General features: G+C 42.4%; 19 protein-coding genes and 1 other annotated feature. All 19 genes read right to left on the reverse strand.

Annotation, left to right across the window (positions count from 1 at the left end):
* Window positions 1–99: 99 nt before the first annotated feature.
* Complete coding sequence (gene fusA / locus HPC67_RS13990) at window positions 100–2178, reverse strand: elongation factor G (RefSeq protein ID WP_217588992.1); 2079 nt, start codon at window positions 2176–2178, stop codon at window positions 100–102.
* 36 nt (window positions 2179–2214) lie between these two features.
* Window positions 2215–2685: a 30S ribosomal protein S7 gene (gene rpsG / locus HPC67_RS13995; protein ID WP_217588994.1), complete on the reverse strand. Its 471-nt coding sequence runs from the start codon at window positions 2683–2685 to the stop codon at window positions 2215–2217.
* A gap of 54 nt (window positions 2686–2739) precedes the next feature.
* Window positions 2740–3156 carry a 30S ribosomal protein S12 gene (gene rpsL / locus HPC67_RS14000; RefSeq protein ID WP_217588995.1) on the reverse strand — a complete coding sequence of 139 codons (417 nt, stop codon included), beginning with the start codon at window positions 3154–3156 and terminating at the stop codon, window positions 2740–2742.
* Between the two features lie 135 nt (window positions 3157–3291).
* Window positions 3292–3543 carry a ribosomal L7Ae/L30e/S12e/Gadd45 family protein gene (locus HPC67_RS14005; RefSeq protein WP_217588997.1) on the reverse strand — a complete coding sequence of 84 codons (252 nt, stop codon included), beginning with the start codon at window positions 3541–3543 and terminating at the stop codon, window positions 3292–3294.
* A 217-nt stretch (window positions 3544–3760) separates the two neighbouring features.
* Entirely contained in the window at window positions 3761–7384 is a 3624-nt protein-coding gene (gene rpoC, locus HPC67_RS14010; RefSeq protein ID WP_217588999.1) for a DNA-directed RNA polymerase subunit beta', read from the reverse strand.
* 114 nt (window positions 7385–7498) lie between these two features.
* Window positions 7499–11035, reverse strand: coding sequence for a DNA-directed RNA polymerase subunit beta (gene rpoB, locus HPC67_RS14015; RefSeq protein WP_217589001.1), 3537 nt, complete (start codon window positions 11033–11035; stop codon window positions 7499–7501).
* 511 nt (window positions 11036–11546) lie between these two features.
* Window positions 11547–12149: a class I SAM-dependent methyltransferase gene (locus tag HPC67_RS14020; protein WP_217589003.1), complete on the reverse strand. Its 603-nt coding sequence runs from the start codon at window positions 12147–12149 to the stop codon at window positions 11547–11549.
* A 223-nt stretch (window positions 12150–12372) separates the two neighbouring features.
* A complete protein-coding gene (gene rplL, locus HPC67_RS14025) occupies window positions 12373–12738 on the reverse strand; it encodes a 50S ribosomal protein L7/L12 (RefSeq protein ID WP_217589004.1) in 366 nt (121 codons plus the stop codon).
* A 47-nt stretch (window positions 12739–12785) separates the two neighbouring features.
* The gene (gene rplJ, locus HPC67_RS14030) at window positions 12786–13286 is read right to left on the reverse strand and encodes a 50S ribosomal protein L10 (protein ID WP_217589005.1); all 501 of its coding nucleotides are present in this window, start codon (window positions 13284–13286) and stop codon (window positions 12786–12788) included.
* A gap of 94 nt (window positions 13287–13380) precedes the next feature.
* Window positions 13381–13526, reverse strand: a sequence feature (ribosomal protein L10 leader region).
* A gap of 47 nt (window positions 13527–13573) precedes the next feature.
* The gene (gene rplA, locus HPC67_RS14035) at window positions 13574–14269 is read right to left on the reverse strand and encodes a 50S ribosomal protein L1 (protein WP_217589006.1); all 696 of its coding nucleotides are present in this window, start codon (window positions 14267–14269) and stop codon (window positions 13574–13576) included.
* Between the two features lie 149 nt (window positions 14270–14418).
* Complete coding sequence (gene rplK, locus HPC67_RS14040; protein ID WP_217589007.1) at window positions 14419–14844, reverse strand: 50S ribosomal protein L11; 426 nt, start codon at window positions 14842–14844, stop codon at window positions 14419–14421.
* 209 nt (window positions 14845–15053) lie between these two features.
* Window positions 15054–15587 carry a transcription termination/antitermination protein NusG gene (gene nusG, locus HPC67_RS14045; RefSeq protein ID WP_217589008.1) on the reverse strand — a complete coding sequence of 178 codons (534 nt, stop codon included), beginning with the start codon at window positions 15585–15587 and terminating at the stop codon, window positions 15054–15056.
* Between the two features lie 334 nt (window positions 15588–15921).
* A complete protein-coding gene (gene secE / locus HPC67_RS14050; protein ID WP_217589009.1) occupies window positions 15922–16101 on the reverse strand; it encodes a preprotein translocase subunit SecE in 180 nt (59 codons plus the stop codon).
* Window positions 16102–16136: 35 nt separating this feature from the next.
* A complete protein-coding gene (rpmG, locus tag HPC67_RS14055; RefSeq protein ID WP_217589010.1) occupies window positions 16137–16286 on the reverse strand; it encodes a 50S ribosomal protein L33 in 150 nt (49 codons plus the stop codon).
* Window positions 16287–16385: 99 nt separating this feature from the next.
* Window positions 16386–17036, reverse strand: coding sequence for an RNA polymerase sporulation sigma factor SigH (gene sigH / locus HPC67_RS14060; protein WP_217589012.1), 651 nt, complete (start codon window positions 17034–17036; stop codon window positions 16386–16388).
* 136 nt (window positions 17037–17172) lie between these two features.
* On the reverse strand, window positions 17173–17682 hold the full coding sequence (locus tag HPC67_RS14065; protein WP_217589014.1) for an NYN domain-containing protein: 510 nt from the start codon (window positions 17680–17682) through the stop codon (window positions 17173–17175).
* A 5-nt stretch (window positions 17683–17687) separates the two neighbouring features.
* Complete coding sequence (rlmB, locus tag HPC67_RS14070; protein ID WP_217589016.1) at window positions 17688–18440, reverse strand: 23S rRNA (guanosine(2251)-2'-O)-methyltransferase RlmB; 753 nt, start codon at window positions 18438–18440, stop codon at window positions 17688–17690.
* Window positions 18421–18840, reverse strand: a complete 420-nt coding sequence (locus tag HPC67_RS14075) for a Mini-ribonuclease 3 (RefSeq protein ID WP_281417541.1) — start codon at window positions 18838–18840, stop codon at window positions 18421–18423. Before HPC67_RS14075 ends, rlmB begins: the two co-directional genes overlap by 20 nt.
* Complete coding sequence (gene cysS, locus HPC67_RS14080) at window positions 18837–20249, reverse strand: cysteine--tRNA ligase (RefSeq protein ID WP_217589020.1); 1413 nt, start codon at window positions 20247–20249, stop codon at window positions 18837–18839. Before cysS ends, HPC67_RS14075 begins: the two co-directional genes overlap by 4 nt.
* Window positions 20250–20252 lie beyond the last annotated feature (3 nt).

The raw sequence follows: 20252 nt of genomic DNA on the forward strand, positions 1-20252 counted from the left end.
TAAATAAAATAATATTATATTGGTTCAGCTAAAAATAATTAGAATAGATTATTTGTAGCCTTTACTCAATGTTATACTTCAGACAGCCGAAAAAATCAATTATTCACCGGCGTTTTTCTTAATGATTTCTTCTGAGATGCTCTTTGGTACTTCTTCATAGTGGTCAAAATGCATTGAATACTGTCCACGACCTTGTGTGTTTGAACGTAATGCAGTTGCATAACCAAACATTTCTGCCAATGGAACATACGCATTAATAACCTGAGCTGTACCGCGTGCTTCCATACCTTCCATACGGCCGCGACGTGATGTTACGTCACCGATGATGTCACCCATGTACTCTTCAGGAACAACGACTTCAACTTTCATCATTGGTTCGAGAAGAACTGGATTACATTTCGTTTTAGCTGCACGGAGTGCCATGGAGCCTGCAATTTTAAAGGCCATTTCGTTTGAGTCAACATCGTGATAGCTTCCATCGTATAAGGTTGCTTTAATGTCGATCAGTGGATAGCCTGCAAGAACACCACTTTCAGTTGCTTCTCTAATACCTGCTTCAACTGAAGGAATGTATTCGCGTGGAACAACACCACCAACGATTTTGTTTTCAAATTCAAAGCCAGCACCTTCTTCATTTGGTTCAAATTTGACCCAAACGTGTCCGTACTGTCCGCGTCCACCAGACTGACGGATGAATTTACCTTCAACCTCAGCACCGCTGCGGAATGTTTCGCGGTATGCAACCTGTGGTGCACCTACGTTAGCTTCTACTTTGAATTCGCGCTTCAAACGGTCAACGATAACGTCAAGGTGAAGTTCACCCATTCCGGAAATAATCGTTTGGCCTGTTTCAGTGTTTGTTTCAGTTTTGAAGGTTGGATCCTCTTCAGCAAGTTTACCGAGTGCAATACCCATTTTATCTTGGTCTGCTTTTGTTTTTGGTTCAATCGCAACCGAGATAACTGGATCTGGGAATTCCATTGACTCAAGGATAACTTGGTTCTTTTCATCACAAAGTGTATCCCCTGTAGCTGTATCTTTCAAGCCAACAGCTGCAGCGATTTCACCTGCATGAATTTCAGAGATTTCCTCACGAGAGTTAGCATGCATTTGGAGAATACGACCAACACGCTCGCGCTTATCCTTCGCTGTGTTTTGTACGTAAGAACCGGATTTAAGAACACCGGAATATACGCGGAAGAATGTAAGTTTACCGACATATGGATCTGTCATTACTTTAAATGCCAATGCAGCAAATGGTGCATCATCAGAAGATGGTCGGGTTACTTTTTCTTCACTATTTGGTAAAATACCTTCGATGTCGGCAACGTCAGTTGGTGCTGGTAAGTACTCAATAACACCATCCAACAGAAGCTGAACACCTTTGTTTTTGAATGCAGAACCACAAAATACTGGGTAGAATTCAACATTCAATGTCGCTTGACGAATCGCTCTCGTAAGTTCTTCGTTCGTGATTTCTTCACCTTCGAGGAACTTCATCATTAACTCTTCATCTAGCTCAGATACTGCTTCAATGAGTTCAGCACGTAGTTGCTCTGCTTCATCCCTGTACTCTTCAGGAATTTCACGAGATTCATCTTTTGTGCCTAGATCATCAAGGTAGAAGTGTGCTTCCATGTTGATCAGATCAATAATACCATTGAACTGATCCTCTGCACCGATTGGCATTTGAACTGGATGCGCATTTGCTCCAAGTCTATCTTTCAAAGTGCCAGTTGCGTACAAGAAGTCTGCTCCGATTTTATCCATCTTGTTGATGAATACAACTCTTGGAACACCATATGTCGTTGCTTGACGCCATACTGTTTCCGTTTGTGGTTCAACACCGGACTGAGCATCAAGTACTGTAACAGCACCGTCAAGAACTCGTAGTGAACGTTCTACTTCAACAGTGAAGTCCACGTGACCTGGTGTATCAATAATGTTAATGCGGTGGTTTTTCCACTGGGCAGTTGTAGCAGCAGATGTGATTGTAATACCACGCTCTTGCTCCTGCTCCATCCAGTCCATCTGTGACGCACCTTCATGCGTTTCACCTATTTTATGAATACGTCCTGTATAGAAAAGAATACGCTCTGTCGTTGTCGTTTTTCCGGCATCGATATGAGCCATAATTCCGATATTGCGTGTCTTTTCCAAGGAGAACTCTCTAGCCATGTATTCTTCTCCTTTCTATCATAAAGTTTTTGGGTTTTACCAGCGGTAATGAGCAAACGCTTTGTTGGCCTCAGCCATTTTATGCAATTCTTCGCGTTTCTTAACAGATGCTCCTGTGTTGTTAGACGCATCAAGAATTTCATTTGCTAAGCGTTCTTCCATTGTTTTTTCTCCGCGTAGACGTGAGTAGTTCACGATGTAGCGTAGTCCAAGTGCTTGACGACGTTCTGGGCGTACTTCCATTGGTACTTGGTAGTTCGAACCACCAACACGACGTGCACGGACTTCAAGTACTGGCATAACGTTCTTCATAGCTTGTTCGAAGACTTCCATCGGATTTTGACCGCTTCTTTCTCCAACAAGTTCAAACGCTTTATATAAAATCTTTTGTGCTTTTCCTCGCTGTCCATCAATCATAATTTGGTTAATAAGACGTGTAACTAATTTTGATTGATATAGGGGATCTGGCAAAACGTCTCTCTTTGGTACTGGTCCTTTACGTGGCATATGTCCCCCTCCTTTCCCGAATCTTATGATGACAACACCCGTTTTGGTGTTACATTATTTTTTCTTAGCTCTTTTTGTTCCGTATTTTGAACGTCCTTGTGCACGACCGTCAACACCTGCTGTATCGAGCGCTCCACGAACAATGTGATAACGCACACCAGGTAAGTCTTTTACACGACCACCACGGATTAATACAACACTGTGTTCTTGGAGATTGTGACCAATTCCAGGAATGTATGCTGTAACTTCCATGTTATTTGAAAGACGAACACGCGCATATTTACGTAACGCTGAGTTCGGCTTCTTAGGAGTCAAAGTACCAACACGTGTACAAACACCGCGTTTTTGCGGAGAGTTTTGATCAGTAAACTTTTTCTTGAAGCTGTTATAGCCTTTGTTCAAAGCTGGTGAGTCATACTTCTTTGGTTTGTTCACACGACCTTTACGGACGAGCTGATTAATTGTAGGCATTATGATTTTCCTCCTTTCCCATGTTTGAAAATAATTCTTGAATCCACCGTTTTCGAGGGTGTTTGTAATACCACACGTCCAGGTGGTTCATTTTTTGGCAAAAAACAACGCCTCTATACAAGGCTCCACAAACGACTACCGTTTGATTCCCACGGTAGATGCGCCAACCTCTATACCGCACGCAACGCCAAGCTCCTTCATTGAAGCGACGCGAATACATGGTATATCAAGCTCTTTGGCCACAGTGGCAATTTTCATAGTGATGTGCGGTTCAGCATCATCAGCAATGTACACCTCGGTAATATCGCCTTTTTTCATAGCCTTAAGCGTTTGCTTAACTCCGATAATGACTCGAGACTGCATTTGAGTCACTTTATCATAAGACATATGCATATCCTCCAAAGCAACATTTATCGGAAGTACCTTGAATATAGTATCATTATCATTTTTCAATGTCAACTGGAATTTATCCGTTTTATCTGTCTAAAAAGACCTTTCGTTCAAAACAGTAGCTGAGGACACCTGAAAAAGGCATCCTCCTACTGTCAAAAAATTTAAAACGGCATCCAACATCCCCAAAGATAACAATCCATCTATTCGTGGCCTACTGAATTGTTTCAGTCTGGATTTCTTCCGTTTCATCCTCTACTTCTGGTACCAATGGTTCATCAGCATCTGGTTGTATCTTTCTATAACGGTGCATACCTGTTCCTGCTGGGACAAGCTTACCGATGATGACATTTTCTTTTAAGCCGAGAAGGTCATCACGCTTACCTTTGATCGCTGCATCAGTCAGGACACGAGTCGTCTCCTGGAATGAAGCCGCAGATAAGAAGGAATCTGTCTCGAGGGATGCCTTCGTTATACCGAGTAAGACTGGCTCGCCAACTGCTGGTTGACCACCTTCATTAAGGACGGATGTGTTTGCTTCCTTAAATTGGTGAATTTCCTGCAATGAACCTGGCAAGACGTTCGTATCGCCTGCATCAATCACACGCATCTTGCGCATCATTTGACGAACCATCACTTCAACGTGCTTATCGCCAATTTCAACACCTTGCATGCGGTATACCCGTTGTACTTCACGGAGGAGATATGCCTGAACACCTTCTACACCTTGTACGCGGAGTAGATCTTTCGGGTTAACAGAACCCTCTGTGAGTTCGTGACCAGCAATAACTTGATCACCAATTGATACACGTAGGCGAGCGTTATAAGGAACAGCATAGGAACGTTCTTCCACATCGCCTTTAATCACAATTTCTTGCTTATCTTTTACTTCTTTAATGTCTTCAACGACACCAAAGATTTCACTAATAACGGCTTCACCTTTAGGATTACGCGCCTCGAAGAGCTCCTGAATACGCGGTAAACCTTGCGTGATATCGTCTCCTGCAACGCCACCTGTGTGGAATGTTCTCATTGTAAGCTGTGTACCTGGTTCACCAATTGACTGAGCAGCGATGATACCAACCGCTTCACCGACTTCCACTTCGGCTCCTGTTGCTAGGTTACGGCCATAACATTTCTGACATACGCCATGCTTTGTATTACATGTAAAGGCTGTTCGAATTGTTACCTTTTCGATTCCAGCTTCAACAATCACTTTCGCTTGATCTTCAGTGATGATCTCATCAAATCCGACAATGACCTCATTTGTATTCGGATGAACGATTGTTTCAAATGCTGTTCGACCAATTAAACGGTCAATAAGTGGTTCGATCAACTCAGAGCCATCGGTTAGCGCTGTAATATCAAGCCCGCGATCAGTACCACAGTCACCTTCTCTGACAATAACATCCTGAGCAACGTCAACGAGACGACGTGTCAGATAACCAGAGTCAGCTGTCTTAAGTGCCGTATCTGCAAGTCCTTTACGTGCACCGTGTGTGGAAATAAAGTATTCCAATACGGTGAGACCTTCTCTAAAGCTTGATTTGATCGGCAATTCAATGATACGACCAGCCGGGTTGGCCATCAGACCACGCATACCAGCAAGCTGGGTGAAGTTAGATGCGTTACCACGCGCACCAGAATCCTGCATCATCAAGATTGGGTTACGCTTGTCGAGTGATTGCATCAGTTTATCCTGAATGACGTCTTTCGCATCAGACCAGATCGAAATAACACGGTCATAACGCTCTTCATCGGTAATTAAACCACGTCTAAACTGTTTCAACACTTTATCGACTTTTTCTTGTGCTTCATCAAGGATGGTTCCTTTTTCAGCAAGAACAACGATATCAGATACACCAACAGTCATACCTGCTTTAGTGGAATATCTAAACCCAAGATCCTTCATGCGGTCAAGCATTTTAGATGTTTCGCTAATTTTAAATCGCTTGAACACTTCAGCAATAATATCGCCGAGAATGCCTTTTTTAAATGGTGCAACGAGCTCACGCTCTTGAATTTCTTTCCTAATATCTACAGTTGAATCAACAAAGTATTTATCTGGTGTCTCAAACTCGAGATTAAACTTTGTTGGTTCGTTAATATAAGGGAATGTTTCAGGTAAAATTTCATTGAAAATCAGTTTACCAACTGTCGTAAGCAGCAGCTGTTGATTTTGCTTTTCGTTGAACGTCTTATTATTCAAGCTAGATGCTTGAACAGCGATACGTGTATGCAAATGAACATAGCCGTTCTGATATGAAATCAGCGCTTCATTCGTATCTTTAAACACACGACCTTCTCCAACTGCACCTTCACGTTCCATGGTTAAATAATAATTCCCTAGAACCATATCCTGTGATGGTGTAACAACCGGTTTACCATCTTTCGGATTTAAAATGTTCTGTGCAGCGAGCATTAAGATGCGTGCTTCTGCTTGAGCTTCAGCTGAGAGTGGTACGTGGACAGCCATTTGGTCACCATCAAAGTCAGCGTTATATGCTGTACAAACGAGCGGGTGTAATCGGATGGCACGCCCTTCTACGAGTGTCGGCTCGAATGCCTGAATGCCGAGACGGTGCAATGTAGGTGCACGGTTTAAAAGAACCGGATGTTCTTTAATGACCTCTTCCAATACATCCCATACTTCTGGATGGACGCGCTCAATCTTACGCTTAGCAGACTTTATATTATGGGCAATGCCCTTTTTCACTAACTCTTTCATAATAAATGGCTTAAAGAGCTCAAGTGCCATTTCCTTAGGCAAACCACATTGATACATCTTCAAGCTCGGACCAACGACAATAACTGAACGACCTGAATAGTCAACGCGTTTACCGAGTAAGTTTTGACGGAAACGTCCCTGCTTACCTTTTAACATGTGAGAAAGTGACTTTAATGGTCTATTCCCTGGTCCCGTAACTGGACGACCGCGGCGACCGTTGTCAATCAAAGCATCTACAGCTTCCTGTAGCATACGCTTTTCGTTTTGAACAATGATGCTCGGTGCACCGAGATCAAGCAAACGCTTGAGACGGTTGTTACGGTTAATTACACGACGATACAAATCATTCAAGTCAGACGTCGCAAAACGTCCACCATCAAGCTGTACCATTGGTCTAATTTCAGGTGGAATAACTGGGAGAACATCGAGAATCATCCAAGATGTCTCATTGCCAGAGTTACGGAAAGCTTCGATCACTTCTAGGCGTCTGATTGCTCGAGTTCTTCTTTGCCCCTGAGCTGTTTTCAACTCTTCTCTCAGTGTTGCAACTTCCTTTTCGAGATCAATGTCTTCTAACAGCTTACGAATCGCTTCTGCGCCCATTTCTGCTTTGAAGGATTTACCGTACTTATCATAATATGCGCGATATTCTTTTTCAGCTAAAAGCTGCTTTTTCTCGAGTGGGGTGTCACCCGGTTCTGTCACAATATAGGCTGCGAAGTAAATGACTTCTTCAAGCGCCCTTGGTGACATATCGAGAACAAGGCCCATTCGACTTGGAATACCTTTAAAATACCAAATATGTGATACTGGTGCGGCAAGCTCAATATGCCCCATACGTTCACGACGCACTTTGGCTTTCGTTACTTCAACACCACAGCGGTCACAAACGACGCCTTTGTAACGGACACGCTTGTATTTTCCACAGTGACATTCCCAATCTTTTGTAGGGCCGAAAATACGCTCACAGAATAAACCGTCTTTCTCTGGCTTCAATGTGCGGTAGTTAATTGTTTCCGGCTTTTTGACCTCGCCGTGAGACCACGAACGAATTTTTTCTGACGAGGCTAAACCAATTTTCATATACTCAAAGTTATTTACATCCAGCAAGGAGCCAACCTCCCTTTATTTGAGTCCAAATTTGCCATAGAACTGAATCTGTTTACGGAATGAATCTGCTGATAGGGCTTTACCGCTTAATGTGATAAAGCCCACTCAGCTCGATTAACGGTCTTCCATTTCCAGATTAAACTTGCTCGCTGCCTGCGTTTCTTCTTCTTCAAGTTCTTTTATATCTATTTCCGATTCATCACTAGAAAGCATCTTGACATCCATTCCCAAGCTTTGGAGCTCTTTAATTAACACCTTAAAGGACTCCGGTATACCTGGTTCAGGAACGTTTTCGCCTTTAACAATGGCTTCGTATGCTTTAACACGACCGACAACATCATCAGACTTCACAGTCAAAATTTCTTGCAGTGTATAAGCAGCACCATATGCTTCTAGTGCCCACACTTCCATCTCACCGAAACGCTGTCCACCAAATTGGGCTTTACCGCCTAATGGCTGCTGTGTAACGAGAGAGTATGGACCGGTTGAACGGGCGTGGAGTTTGTCATCAACCATGTGTGACAGCTTGATCATGTACATAATCCCAACTGATACACGATTGTCAAATGGGTCTCCAGTACGTCCGTCATAGAGTATTGTTTTGGCATCCCGAGCCATGCCCGCTTCTTCTAGCGTTTCCCATACATCTTCCTCATTCGCACCATCGAAAACTGGAGAAGCAACGTGAATACCAAGTAATCGTGCTGCCATCCCTAGGTGTAATTCAAACACCTGTCCAATATTCATACGTGAAGGAACACCTAATGGGTTAAGCATAATATCTATCGGTGTGCCGTCTGGCAGATATGGCATATCTTCTTCAGGGAGTATTTTTGATATAACCCCTTTATTTCCGTGACGTCCTGCCATTTTGTCGCCTTCGGAAATTTTTCTCTTTTGTACAATATAAACACGAACGAGCTGATTGACGCCAGGTGGCAACTCATCGCCATCTTCGCGATTAAAGATCTTAACATCAAGAACGATACCACCTGCTCCATGCGGAACACGGAGTGACGTGTCACGTACTTCACGAGCCTTTTCGCCAAAAATAGCATGTAGCAATCTTTCTTCAGCAGATAGCTCTGTTACACCTTTTGGCGTGACCTTACCAACAAGAATATCTCCATCCTTGACTTCAGCGCCAACTCGGATAATGCCTTGTTCATTAAGGTTTTTGAGCGCTTCCTCACCGACGTTTGGAATGTCGCGCGTAATTTCTTCTGGTCCCAGCTTCGTATCACGGGATTCAGATTCATATTCTTCAATATGAATAGAGGTATAAACGTCATCCTTTACAAGCCGTTCGCTCATAATGATGGCATCCTCATAGTTGTAACCTTCCCATGTCATAAATCCGACCATAACATTTCGTCCAAGTGCGAGTTCCCCATCTTCCATAGATGGACCGTCAGCCAGGATTTCACCTTTAACGACGTGATCACCTTGTTGAATAATTGGTCGCTGATTATAGCATGTTCCTTGGTTAGAACGGATAAACTTCTGTAGACGATAACGATCGAGATCACCTTGAACCTCTTTACCATCAACACGCGACACGCGACGAACTTCAATGCGATTCGCTTCGACCCGTTCAACAATGCCTTCATGACGACAGATAATGGCTGCACCAGAATCTTTTCCAGATACATATTCCATACCAGTACCAACAATTGGTGCTTCAGGCTGTAGCAATGGCACAGCCTGACGTTGCATGTTCGCACCCATTAATGCTCTGTTAGAGTCATCATTTTCAAGGAATGGAATACACGCAGTCGCCGCTGACACAACCTGCTTCGGCGAAACGTCCATGTAATCTAGTTGTTCACGAGGTACAATTGTGTTTTCGCCACGGAAACGTGCAATAACTTCATCATCGATGAAATGACCGTCCTCAGAAAGTCTTGCATTCGCCTGGGCAACAACATAATTATCCTCTTCGTCAGCTGTAAGATAGTCAATTTCAGCAGAAACGGCACCTGTTTCTGGATCAACGCGACGGTACGGCGTCTCAATAAAGCCAAACTTATTAACCTTTGCAAAAGAAGACAAAGAGTTAATCAAGCCGATGTTCGGTCCCTCTGGTGTTTCAATCGGGCACATACGGCCGTAGTGAGAATAATGTACGTCACGCACCTCAAACCCTGCACGTTCTCTCGTCAAACCACCTGGTCCAAGTGCAGATAAACGACGCTTATGTGTCAGCTCTGCTAACGGGTTTGTTTGATCCATGAATTGTGACAGCTGTGAGCTTCCGAAAAACTCTTTGATGGAAGCGATAACCGGACGAATATTAATCAGATGCTGTGGTGTAATGCTTGATGTATCCTGAATGGACATACGCTCGCGAACGACACGCTCCATCCGTGATAATCCGATACGGAACTGATTTTGTAAAAGCTCTCCAACTGAACGGAGACGTCGGTTACCTAAGTGGTCAATGTCATCCGTTTGCCCAACCTGATATAGCAGGTTAAAGAAATAACTGATTGACGCGACAATGTCTGCAGGTGTGACATTTTTGATAGATGCATCAACTGCTGCATTACCTATTACCGTCAGTTCCCGTTCACCGCTAGGATCCGTTGGGTCGATGATTTTGACTGATTGCAAGTATACCTCTTCGTCTAAAACACCTTCATGAGGCTCTACAATTTTTTCGCCGAGCTTATGATCATCAGCTTCAAGCAAAGGAATAATCTTGTTGAGTAGCTTTCGCTCGAGCTTATCGCCTTTTTGCGCAATAACCTCACCAGTTTCTGGATCAACGACTGATTCAGCCAGCACTTGATTAAACAAGCGATTTTTTATATCGAGCTTTTTATTAATCTTATAACGTCCAACATGAGCCAAATCATATCGTCTTGGATCAAAGAATCTTGAAACGAGCAAACTTTTAGCGTTTTCAACGGTTGGTGGCTCGCCCGGACGAAGTCTTTCATAGATTTCTAAAAGGGCCTTCTCTGGATTTTCGGTATTATCTTTATCCAGCGTATTTTTAAGGTGTTCATTATCACCTATTAAATCGATGATCTCCTCATCTGTACCAAATCCAAGCGCGCGTAACAGCACTGTGATTGGTAGTTTACGGGTACGATCGATGCGAACGTAAGCCACACCTTTTGCATCTGTTTCGAACTCAAGCCAGGCACCACGATTTGGTATAACAGTTGCTGTAATACCACGTTTGCCGTTCTTGTCAATTTTTTCACTATAATAGACGCTTGGTGAACGAACAAGCTGTGATACGATAACACGTTCCGCACCGTTAATAACGAACGTTCCTGTATCTGTCATAAGTGGGAAATCACCCATGAAAACTTCTTGTTCTTTTACTTCACCAGTTTCGTTATTAATTAGGCGAACCTTCACACGTAGTGGTGCATTATATGTGACGTCGCGATCCTTCGCTTCATCGACTGGGTATTTAGGTTCACCCAAACTATAGTCGACAAACTCCAGGGATAAATTTCCTGTGAAATCCTCGATCGGTGAAATGTCTTGGAACATCTCTCGCAATCCTTCATCAAGAAACCATTGATACGATGCGGTTTGAATTTCGATCAAATTCGGTAGATCCAGCACTTCGCTAATTCGTGAATAGCTTCTGCGCTGACGGTGTCTTCCATATTGAACTAGTTGACCTGCCAACTGCTTCACCCCTTAAATCATGCATTTATCCAACGCTTGAATTGATGAAAAATGACTTCTATAATGAAAACCTTCTATTCACCAAGTGGCGAATATCGGTTTAAGACACATTGTTAAATTCGTTTGGAGGCTTTCCCTCATTTTAAACGCCATAAGTCACAATAACTCAGTTTCACAATCGGGACTTGTTCTATTAAAACAAATCGTATATAATTTTTTTAGAACCTTTTTAGGCGTCTCATTAAAAAAACAGAAAAAGTAAAATGACACGTACATAATCCAATTTTGGTGTTTTCGTGTCACGACCTCCCTGTTTCCTGCAGCTATACCTATTCGTTGAAATAAAGCAGGAATATTATGTAACGCAATCCCCACACATTGTAATGACCCATTTGCCCCATTTTACCATTATTTCCGGTCGGCAATAAAATATACATTCCAACAAAAGTTCTGCTTGACAGGAAAATTCCATATTAGCATTAAACTATATTACCACATGTTTATTTCATGGTCAAACATTCACTGCTTTTAAAATATAGTATCCTTTATCTCGCGCAACAACGTCTACGTTACCAAAAATATCCAATAGTTTATCCTTGGCCGAGGGTGCGCCTTGCTTTTTTTGAATAACAACCCACAACTCTCCAGCAGCAACCAACATGTCTTTGCTTTCCTCAAACATGGTGTGAACAACCTTCTTCCCTGCCCGAATCGGCGGATTCGTCACAACAGCAGCAAAAGAACGGCCCGTTAGTCCTGAAAACCGATCACTTTGAACTGTTGACACATTATGGACATTGTTCAATTGTGCATTTTGAGCTGCAAGATTCAAAGCCCTCTCATTAACATCGGCCATAACAATATGGCGATCCTCATAGACGTGTGCTAACGTAATACCTATTGGCCCATAGCCACAGCCAAGATCGAGAATATCACCTAAAGGTTTTGGTTCCCTAAATTGTTCAATCAGCATACGCGATCCAAAATCGACTTCTCGCTTGGAAAACACGCCGTAGTCACTTGTAAATCGATATGTTTTTCCTCTTAATGAGTGGTGCCACATCTTTGGTGAGCTTTTTGATTGGGGTTTTTGGGAAAAGTAATGTTCGGTCATATAAGCACCCGCTTTTACGGTTTTAATGTATGTCACTTTTGTATGCCGCGGTGGAAAAACATGCGTTTCTAATAGCTACAACCATGCTGCGAACACAGGATTGTCTGAGCCATTTAAACACTACCACGTTCGGTGAAGTTCGTACGTATACCAACATTCCATTGCCCGGAGAAAGATATAGAAAGCCCGTCGGAATGGATCGACGAGCTTTCTTTTTAACAACTTACTTTACTTCTACAGATGCGCCAGCTTCTTCTAGCTTACCTTTAACTTCTTCAGCGTCTTCTTTTGATACGCCTTCTTTAACAGCTTTAGGTGCATTATCTACAAGATCCTTAGCGTCTTTTAGGCCAAGACCTGTGATTTCGCGAACAGCTTTAACAACTTTGATTTTTGATGCGCCAGCATCTGTAAGAACAACATCAAATTCAGTTTGTTCTTCAGCAGCGTCGCCACCAGCAGCTCCACCAGCAACAGCAACAGGTGCTGCAGCAGTTACACCAAATTCTTCTTCAATTGCTTTAACAAGATCGTTTAGATCAAGAACTGACATTTCTTTTATTGCATCAATAATTTGTTCTTTAGTCATGATATATTTCCTCCTCATTAGGCTTTTAATTAATATTTAAAATAGGTTTACGCACCTTGTTCTTCTTTTTGCTCAGCAATTGCTTTAGCAGCATATGCGAAGTTACGTACAGGTGCTTGAAGTACGCTAAGAAGCATAGAGACCATACCTTCGTAGTTCGGTAGGTCAGCAAGCTCTTTAATTTGATCAAGCGTTGCAATCTTACCTTGAATGACACCAGCTTTAATTTCGAGGTTCTCGTGTTCTTTTGCAAAACCGTTCAAAATTTTTGCTGGCGCAATGATATCGTCATTACTGAATGCGACCGCTGTTGGTCCAACTAAAGCTTCTGTAAGCTCGGACATTTCAGCGTTCTCAGCTGCGCGCTTTGTCATAGAATTTTTGTAAACCTTGAATTCTACGCCTGCATCTCTTAGCTGTTTACGTAATTCAGTTACTTCAGCTACATCAAGACCACGGTAATCTACCAAAATCGTTGATTGGCTAGCACGGAATTTATCAGTAATGTCTTGTACCAATTGCTTTTTCTCTTCAATAATACTGGACATTGTTCCACCTCCAATTCGTTGTCGCTATACCGGTGTATTGGAAACGTGGCATCGTTTCTCGTATCAATGCGCTTGGCGCAAATCACGCTCGTTTCTTGCCATATAAAAAACCTCCACATAGACATGGAGGTTTCCCAACAAAGCATTTAACGGATGCTTTCGCTGTTAAAACACCTCGGCAGGATTATTTTTTAAGCGACGAAGCGCTCCTACTGTCTACGGTATAACTATTATATTTGATCAACGCACTCAAGTATACAAAAATATACCGAGTATGTCAACTGTTTTTAGCGTGTGAAATTGGATACATCTACTTTAATGCCAGGGCCCATTGTTGACGCAATAACAGCGTTTTTCATGTAAGTGCCTTTTGCAGCTTGAGGCTTAGCCTTAACGATTGTATCCGTGATTGCTGTAAAGTTCTCAATCAATTTATCGTCATCAAATGACACTTTACCGATCGGAACGTGAATGTTAGCTGATTTATCTACGCGATATTCAACTTTACCAGCTTTAATATCTTTAACAGCTTTTTCCACTTCGAATGTGACTGTGCCTGTTTTAGGGTTTGGCATAAGACCTTTTGGTCCAAGTACACGACCTAATTTACCGACTTCAGCCATCATGTCTGGTGTTGCAACGATCACGTCAAAATCGAACCAGCCTTGGTTGATTTTGTTGATCATATCTTGATCTCCAACAAAGTCCGCACCTGCAGCTTCAGCTTCTTTAAGCTTTTCACCTTTTGCAAATACGAGTACACGTTGTGTTTTACCTGTACCATGTGGCAATACCATTGCCCCACGAATCTGTTGGTCAGCTTTTTTCGGGTCAACCCCGAGACGAAAAGCGACTTCGACAGTTTCATCAAAATTAGCTTTAGCTGTTTGCTTAATAAGCTCAACAGCTTCTTTTATCTCATAGGCTTTTGTACGATCAACAAGCTTTATAGCTTCTTGATACTTTTTGCTTTTGTTCGCCATTCTGTTGTTTCCTCCTCTATTGTGGTTATAACGGTAATACCTCCCACTTATAAAAGCGCGTTGCTTTTATAAAGCTTGACAACGGTTGAAAGGAGACAGTGATTTTTATGATCGCCCACAAAAATCACTGACGGCATCCAACTCCGACATTAGTCTTCGATTGTAATACCCATGCTGCGTGCTGTTCCTTCAACCATACGCATAGCTGCTTCTACATCAGCAGCGTTTAAGTCCTGCATTTTCGTTTCTGCGATTTCTTTTACTTGATCGCGTTTAACGGCAGCAACTTTATTTTTGTTAGGCTCACCTGAACCAGATTCAACACCTGCTGCTTTTTTCAACAATACTGCTGCAGGTGGCGTTTTCGTAATAAACGTAAACGAACGGTCTTCAAATACCGTAATCTCGACTGGAATGATCATACCAGCCTGTTCCTGTGTACGTGCGTTGAATTCCTTACAGAATCCCATGATGTTGATACCCGCCTGACCGAGTGCCGGTCCTACTGGTGGCGCAGGGTTTGCTTTACCTGCAGGGATTTGCAATTTAACGAGCTTAATTACTTTTTTAGCCACGAGACACACCTCCTTAACGTCCGTGATGTGGTAATAGGGTCTTTTCAACCCTCCCACTCATCTATAGCCATTGTCTCAAGTCATGGCCGTGAATAACAAAAGAATTTTAGCATGAAAACGAGAAAAATGCAAGGTTTTTTCCTTTAAGTGTCGGATTGGAACATTTACCAACCTTCTCTTCGACTCAGTTTCTTAAAGGGCGTCACCCGTTACAACTTTTCGATTTGAGAAAAATCGAGCTCCACTGGTGTTTCTCTTCCAAACATGTTGACGTGGACCTTAACCTTTTGCTTGTCGATATCAATATGCTCTATCGTTCCTGTGAAATCGCTGAACGGTCCATCTGTCACTTTAACATTTTCTTTAATTTCAAAGTCAATTTGAACAACGCTTTCTTTCAAGCCCATCCGTTTCAAAACGGCGTCAACTTCATCCGGCCATAGCGGAGTTGGTTTTGACCCACCACCACTTGAACCGACAAACCCTGTAACGCCTGGTGTATTTCTGACTACATACCAAGAATCGTCTGTCATAATCATTTCCGTGAGCACATAACCTGGGAAAGTTTTTTTCTTGGAAACTTTCTTTTTACCATCCTTGATCTCGGTTTCTTCATCTTCAGGCACGATCACTCTGAAAATATGATCTTCCATCCCCATCGTCTCAACGCGCTTCTCTAAGTTCGTCTTCACTTTGTTCTCATAACCAGAATACGTGTGAACCACATACCAATTTTTTTCCATTTAAACAGGACACGTAACTGCCCTTCCCTCCCTTTAATTAAATTGGGACTTCATTACTTTTTACTGCACTCGCCCTAAGTGCATCGTTTGTATCGTTTATGAGCTGACTTTACATCAGTTATTACGTCACTTATCTTCGATGGCGATATGTAAGCACACGAAAATCAAGACTAAAAGCAAAACAGACGCTCACTCAACACATCAACCTATCATTACAAGCGACACTAGTCCTTGTAAATCTAACAACCTAAAAAGACAATATTAAAAAACCCGTGACATCCGGGTTTTTTAATCAAGTCGTATATAATAGTATTATAGCATATTTAGACTGGTTCTATTCAAAAAATGCATTCAAAAACTGCGAAATGCCTAAATCAACTACACCGAAAAACACAGCCACAAAAACAACTGTCGTAATAACGGTCACCGTATAACTAAACAATTCTTTCCCTTTAGGCCAGCTGACCTTTTTCATTTCACGTGATACATTTTTGAAAAATTGGACGAGTTTCATGCTTGTCCCCCCAAACGTCGCCGTAAAGACTATTCTTATTTTGTTTCTCGATGTATCGTATGAATGCCACATGTTTTGCAAAATTTGCGGACTTCCATTCGCTTTGATGTGGCAGCATCACTTTTTTGAGTCGTGTAATTTCTATTTAAACAAACTGAGCATGTTAAAACAATTTTTTTCGTCATTGTATCATCCTGACATTGACATTATACGTCTTTAAATGTAGCACGCTGTTTTCATTATGTCAATTAATGACACAGAAAAATACAACAGATCATCAATCATTAATAAACGCTAGCTGAAGCAGCTTCCAAAATATGCTCGAGCTTGCGTTTAACACGCTGTAGTGCATTGTCAATCGATTTAACATGTCGTTGGAGCTTGACGGAAATCTCTTGATACGTATAGCCATCCAAGTACAGCTGTAGGACATTTCGCTCGAAACCACTTAATAACTCAGATAATTTACGATCCATGTCCGTATATTTCTCTCGATGAATGAGCAACTCTTGCGGATCAACAGCCGTCGATCCCGCTATGACATCAAGAAGTGTCCGCTCTGACTCTTCCTCGAAAATTGGTTTATCAAGCGATACGTATGAGTTCAAAGGAATATGCTTTTGACGAGTTGCTGTCTTAATCGCTGTAATCATTTGTCGCGTGATACAGAGCTCTGCAAACGCTTTAAATGACGCAAGCTTGTCCCCATCAAAGTTGCGAATTGCCTTGTAAAGTCCAATCATACCTTCTTGAATAATATCTTCTCGATCCGCCCCAATTAAATAGTACGTCCTCGCCTTTGCTCTGACATACCCTTTATACTTCTGAATCAAATGTTCCAACGCCTGTCGATGTCCACGATGAACAAGGTGTAAAATTTCCTCGTCATCTAGTGATTCAAGATTCGGATTGTCTTGCTTCAAAAGTTGACTCACCCAAAATGCCTCCTTGGCAGACCCTAGATAATAGCCATATTATACAGTAAGCGTTTTACAAGCGTCAACACAAAAACGCGTAATGGCGCTGTTTCGACAAAGTTCGCCCCTGTTTTTCTGAACATTCGACCGTTTTCTAGCCATTTCCTCTGCGCCATTTTTCAAAAATCGTCAGCATCTCATCACTCAATGGAATTTTTGTTTGCGGACGTGCTTTATTTTGGTGCTCTATATTTTTGGCGATCCCTTTATTAATATTGCCGAGTTCAATGTAGAGCTCCCGAGCAGATTTCCTTAAAGCACCTTGAGCAAATATCGTCCGTTGCTCTGTGTAATCTGATGTCGCAACATAGACTTGCGTTTGAACGTTCTTTAATTGCTTAACATATTTCTCAATACGCTCATCAGCTGTCTCGTTCTCTTTTGTGAAAATGACTTCTACGCCATATGATTGGAGCTTGCTACCCGTTCCAGCAGCGCCATATGCATCAAATACAACAATAACCCGATGGCCAGAATATGCCTGATATTCGGCCATCATTTCAATCAGTCTGTTTCGCGCTTGATCAATATCCTTGTCCTTTAACGCTTTAAGTTCTTCCCATGCACCTATGATATTGTAGCCATCAACGACTAATATGATCATGTCGATCACTCTACTGGTGTCCGCTTACGACGTACTTCATAAAGCAATAGCGCACAAGCGACAGACGCATTAAGCGATGAAACATGACCTTGCATCGGTAAACTGACCGTCCAATCACACTTTTTCTTCACAAGTCGACTAATGCCTTTGCCTTCATTGCCAACGACCAATGCTATTGGTATTGCACCATCTAGCTTTCGATAATCTTCATCAGCATCAGCTGCTGTCCCGACCACCCAAACGTTTCGAGCCTTCAATTCATCCACCGTAGCTGCAATATTTGTGACACGAACAACAGGGACATGCTCAATTGCACCAGCCGCTGTTTTGGCTACTGTTGCTGTTAAACCAACCGATCGCCGTTTCGGAATTATAATGCCATGTGCACCCGTTGCATCTGCCGTTCTCATAATTGAACCTAAATTATGCGGATCTTCAAGCTCGTCCAATATAATAAAAAAAGGTAGTTCACCCTTTTCTTCTGCGCGATCAAACAAATCATCCAAGTCACTGTATGGATAAGGTGCAACATATGCCGCAACGCCTTGATGATTGCCGTCCGTTATTTGATCAAGACGCTTTCGGGGCACTGTTTGAACGACTGCTCCAGCCGCTTTTCCAAGGCTGATGATTTTCTTTTGTACATTTATGTTTAACTGCTCAGATAGTAACACCTTGTTGACGGTGCGTTCTGCTTCTAAAGCAGCAATGACAGGGTTTTTCCCAATAATCATTTCATCATCTTGTCTTTGACTCATTGGTTTCACTTCTTTCTTGCAAAAAATGAATTGCATCTGTTACGAGCTCCATTAAACGGTCGCTATTTTCCAGTAAGTAATGATATCCAATTAGCGCTTCAAACGCCGTGCCGTATCGATACGTCTGTACACTCGTGTTCTTAGGCGCCGAGCCTGACTTGGCGTTGCGCCCACGTGACACAACTTTTTCTTCTTCCTCTGTCAGCGTCTCTGTCTCAAGCCAATGCAGAATAACCGCCGCTTGTGCTTTTGCTGATACGTATGTTACCGCGCTTTCATGAAGCTGTTTTGGCTTAACCTGACCCGTGCTAAGGAGATGCTTTCGCACATAGAGCTCATACACAGCATCTCCCATATAAGCCAGCGCTAAGCTTTTCATCTGCTTAACGTCCTCACTCATTGTTGCCCTCTTTTCCATCTGACACCTTGTGGCGTATCCTCAAGAATGATATTTTGTTCCTTTAGTTGATCTCTTATTGCATCAGCTCGATCAAAGTTACGGTTTTTTCTCGCTTCATTTCGTTCTGCTATTAACGCTTCAACATCTGCATCTAATAAATGCTCTGTATTTGATTGGGCACTTCCGACACCTAGCACATCCATGCTCGTTGCAAACAGATCTAAAAATGAATCAATAACAGCCGTGCACGTCTGCTTGGATTGTAAGTATACGTTCGCTTCTTTAGCGGCATCAAACAAGACGGATATCGCATTAGCTGTGTTAAAGTCATCGGACATTGCCGCGTCAAAACGTTGCTTCAATGTAGCGACCTTCTCCACCCACGCATCTACATCACCGGCGAGATCCATACTTGCCTCTCTCCGATGCTGCAAATTAAATACAGCTGTATCTAAGCGATCTAAACTGTTTTTAGCACCTTCTAGTAGCGCCTCGGAAAAATTAATTGGATTGCGGTAATGAACACTTAACATAAAGAAACGAATGACACGCGGATCATGCTCTGCCAGTAAATCCCTCGTTAAAATAAAGTTACCGAGAGACTTTGACATTTTTTCATCGTTTACATTAATATACCCATTATGCATCCAATAATTAGCAAATCGTTCGCCATTGTGTGCTTCTGATTGGGCAATTTCATTCTCGTGGTGTGGGAACGTTAAATCTTGACCACCAGCATGAATATCAATTGTTGGCCCCAAGTACTTCTTCGCCATCGCCGAGCATTCAATATGCCATCCTGGACGTCCTTTTCCCCATGGGGAATCCCACGATATTTCACCATCTTTCGCCTCTTTCCAAAGCGCAAAGTCCAGTGGGTCTTCTTTCTTTTCACCAATTTGAATTCTTGCACCGGACCGCAGCTCATCAATTGATTGGTGGGATAATTTCCCGTAGCCATCAAAGGCACGTGGCTTAAAGTACACATCGCCATCCGCTTCATATGCGAATCCTTTGTTAATTAAGCCTTCAACAAATGCAATAATGTCATCCATCGTCTCGGTTACGCGCGGGTTGAAGGTCGCCTGCTTCACACCAAGCGCTTTGACATCTTCAAGATATGCTTCAATAAAACGATCGGTCACCTCAGAAACAGCCTCTCCGAGTTCATTAGCAGTCTTTATAATTTTGTCATCAACATCTGTAAAGTTAAGCACATAATCAACGGTGTATCCTTTATATTCTAAAAAACGTCGAACCGTATCAAACACCACTGCCGGACGAGCATTTCCGATGTGAATATAATTATAAACGGTCGGACCACAAACATACATTTTTACCTTTCCAGCTTCAATTGGTTGAAATACCTCTTTTTCATGTGTCAATGTACTATAAATGGTAATGGACATCTG

Source organism: Lentibacillus saliphilus, assembly GCF_019093865.1.
GTDB classification, from domain to species: Bacteria; Bacillota; Bacilli; order Bacillales; family Amphibacillaceae; genus Lentibacillus_B; species Lentibacillus_B saliphilus.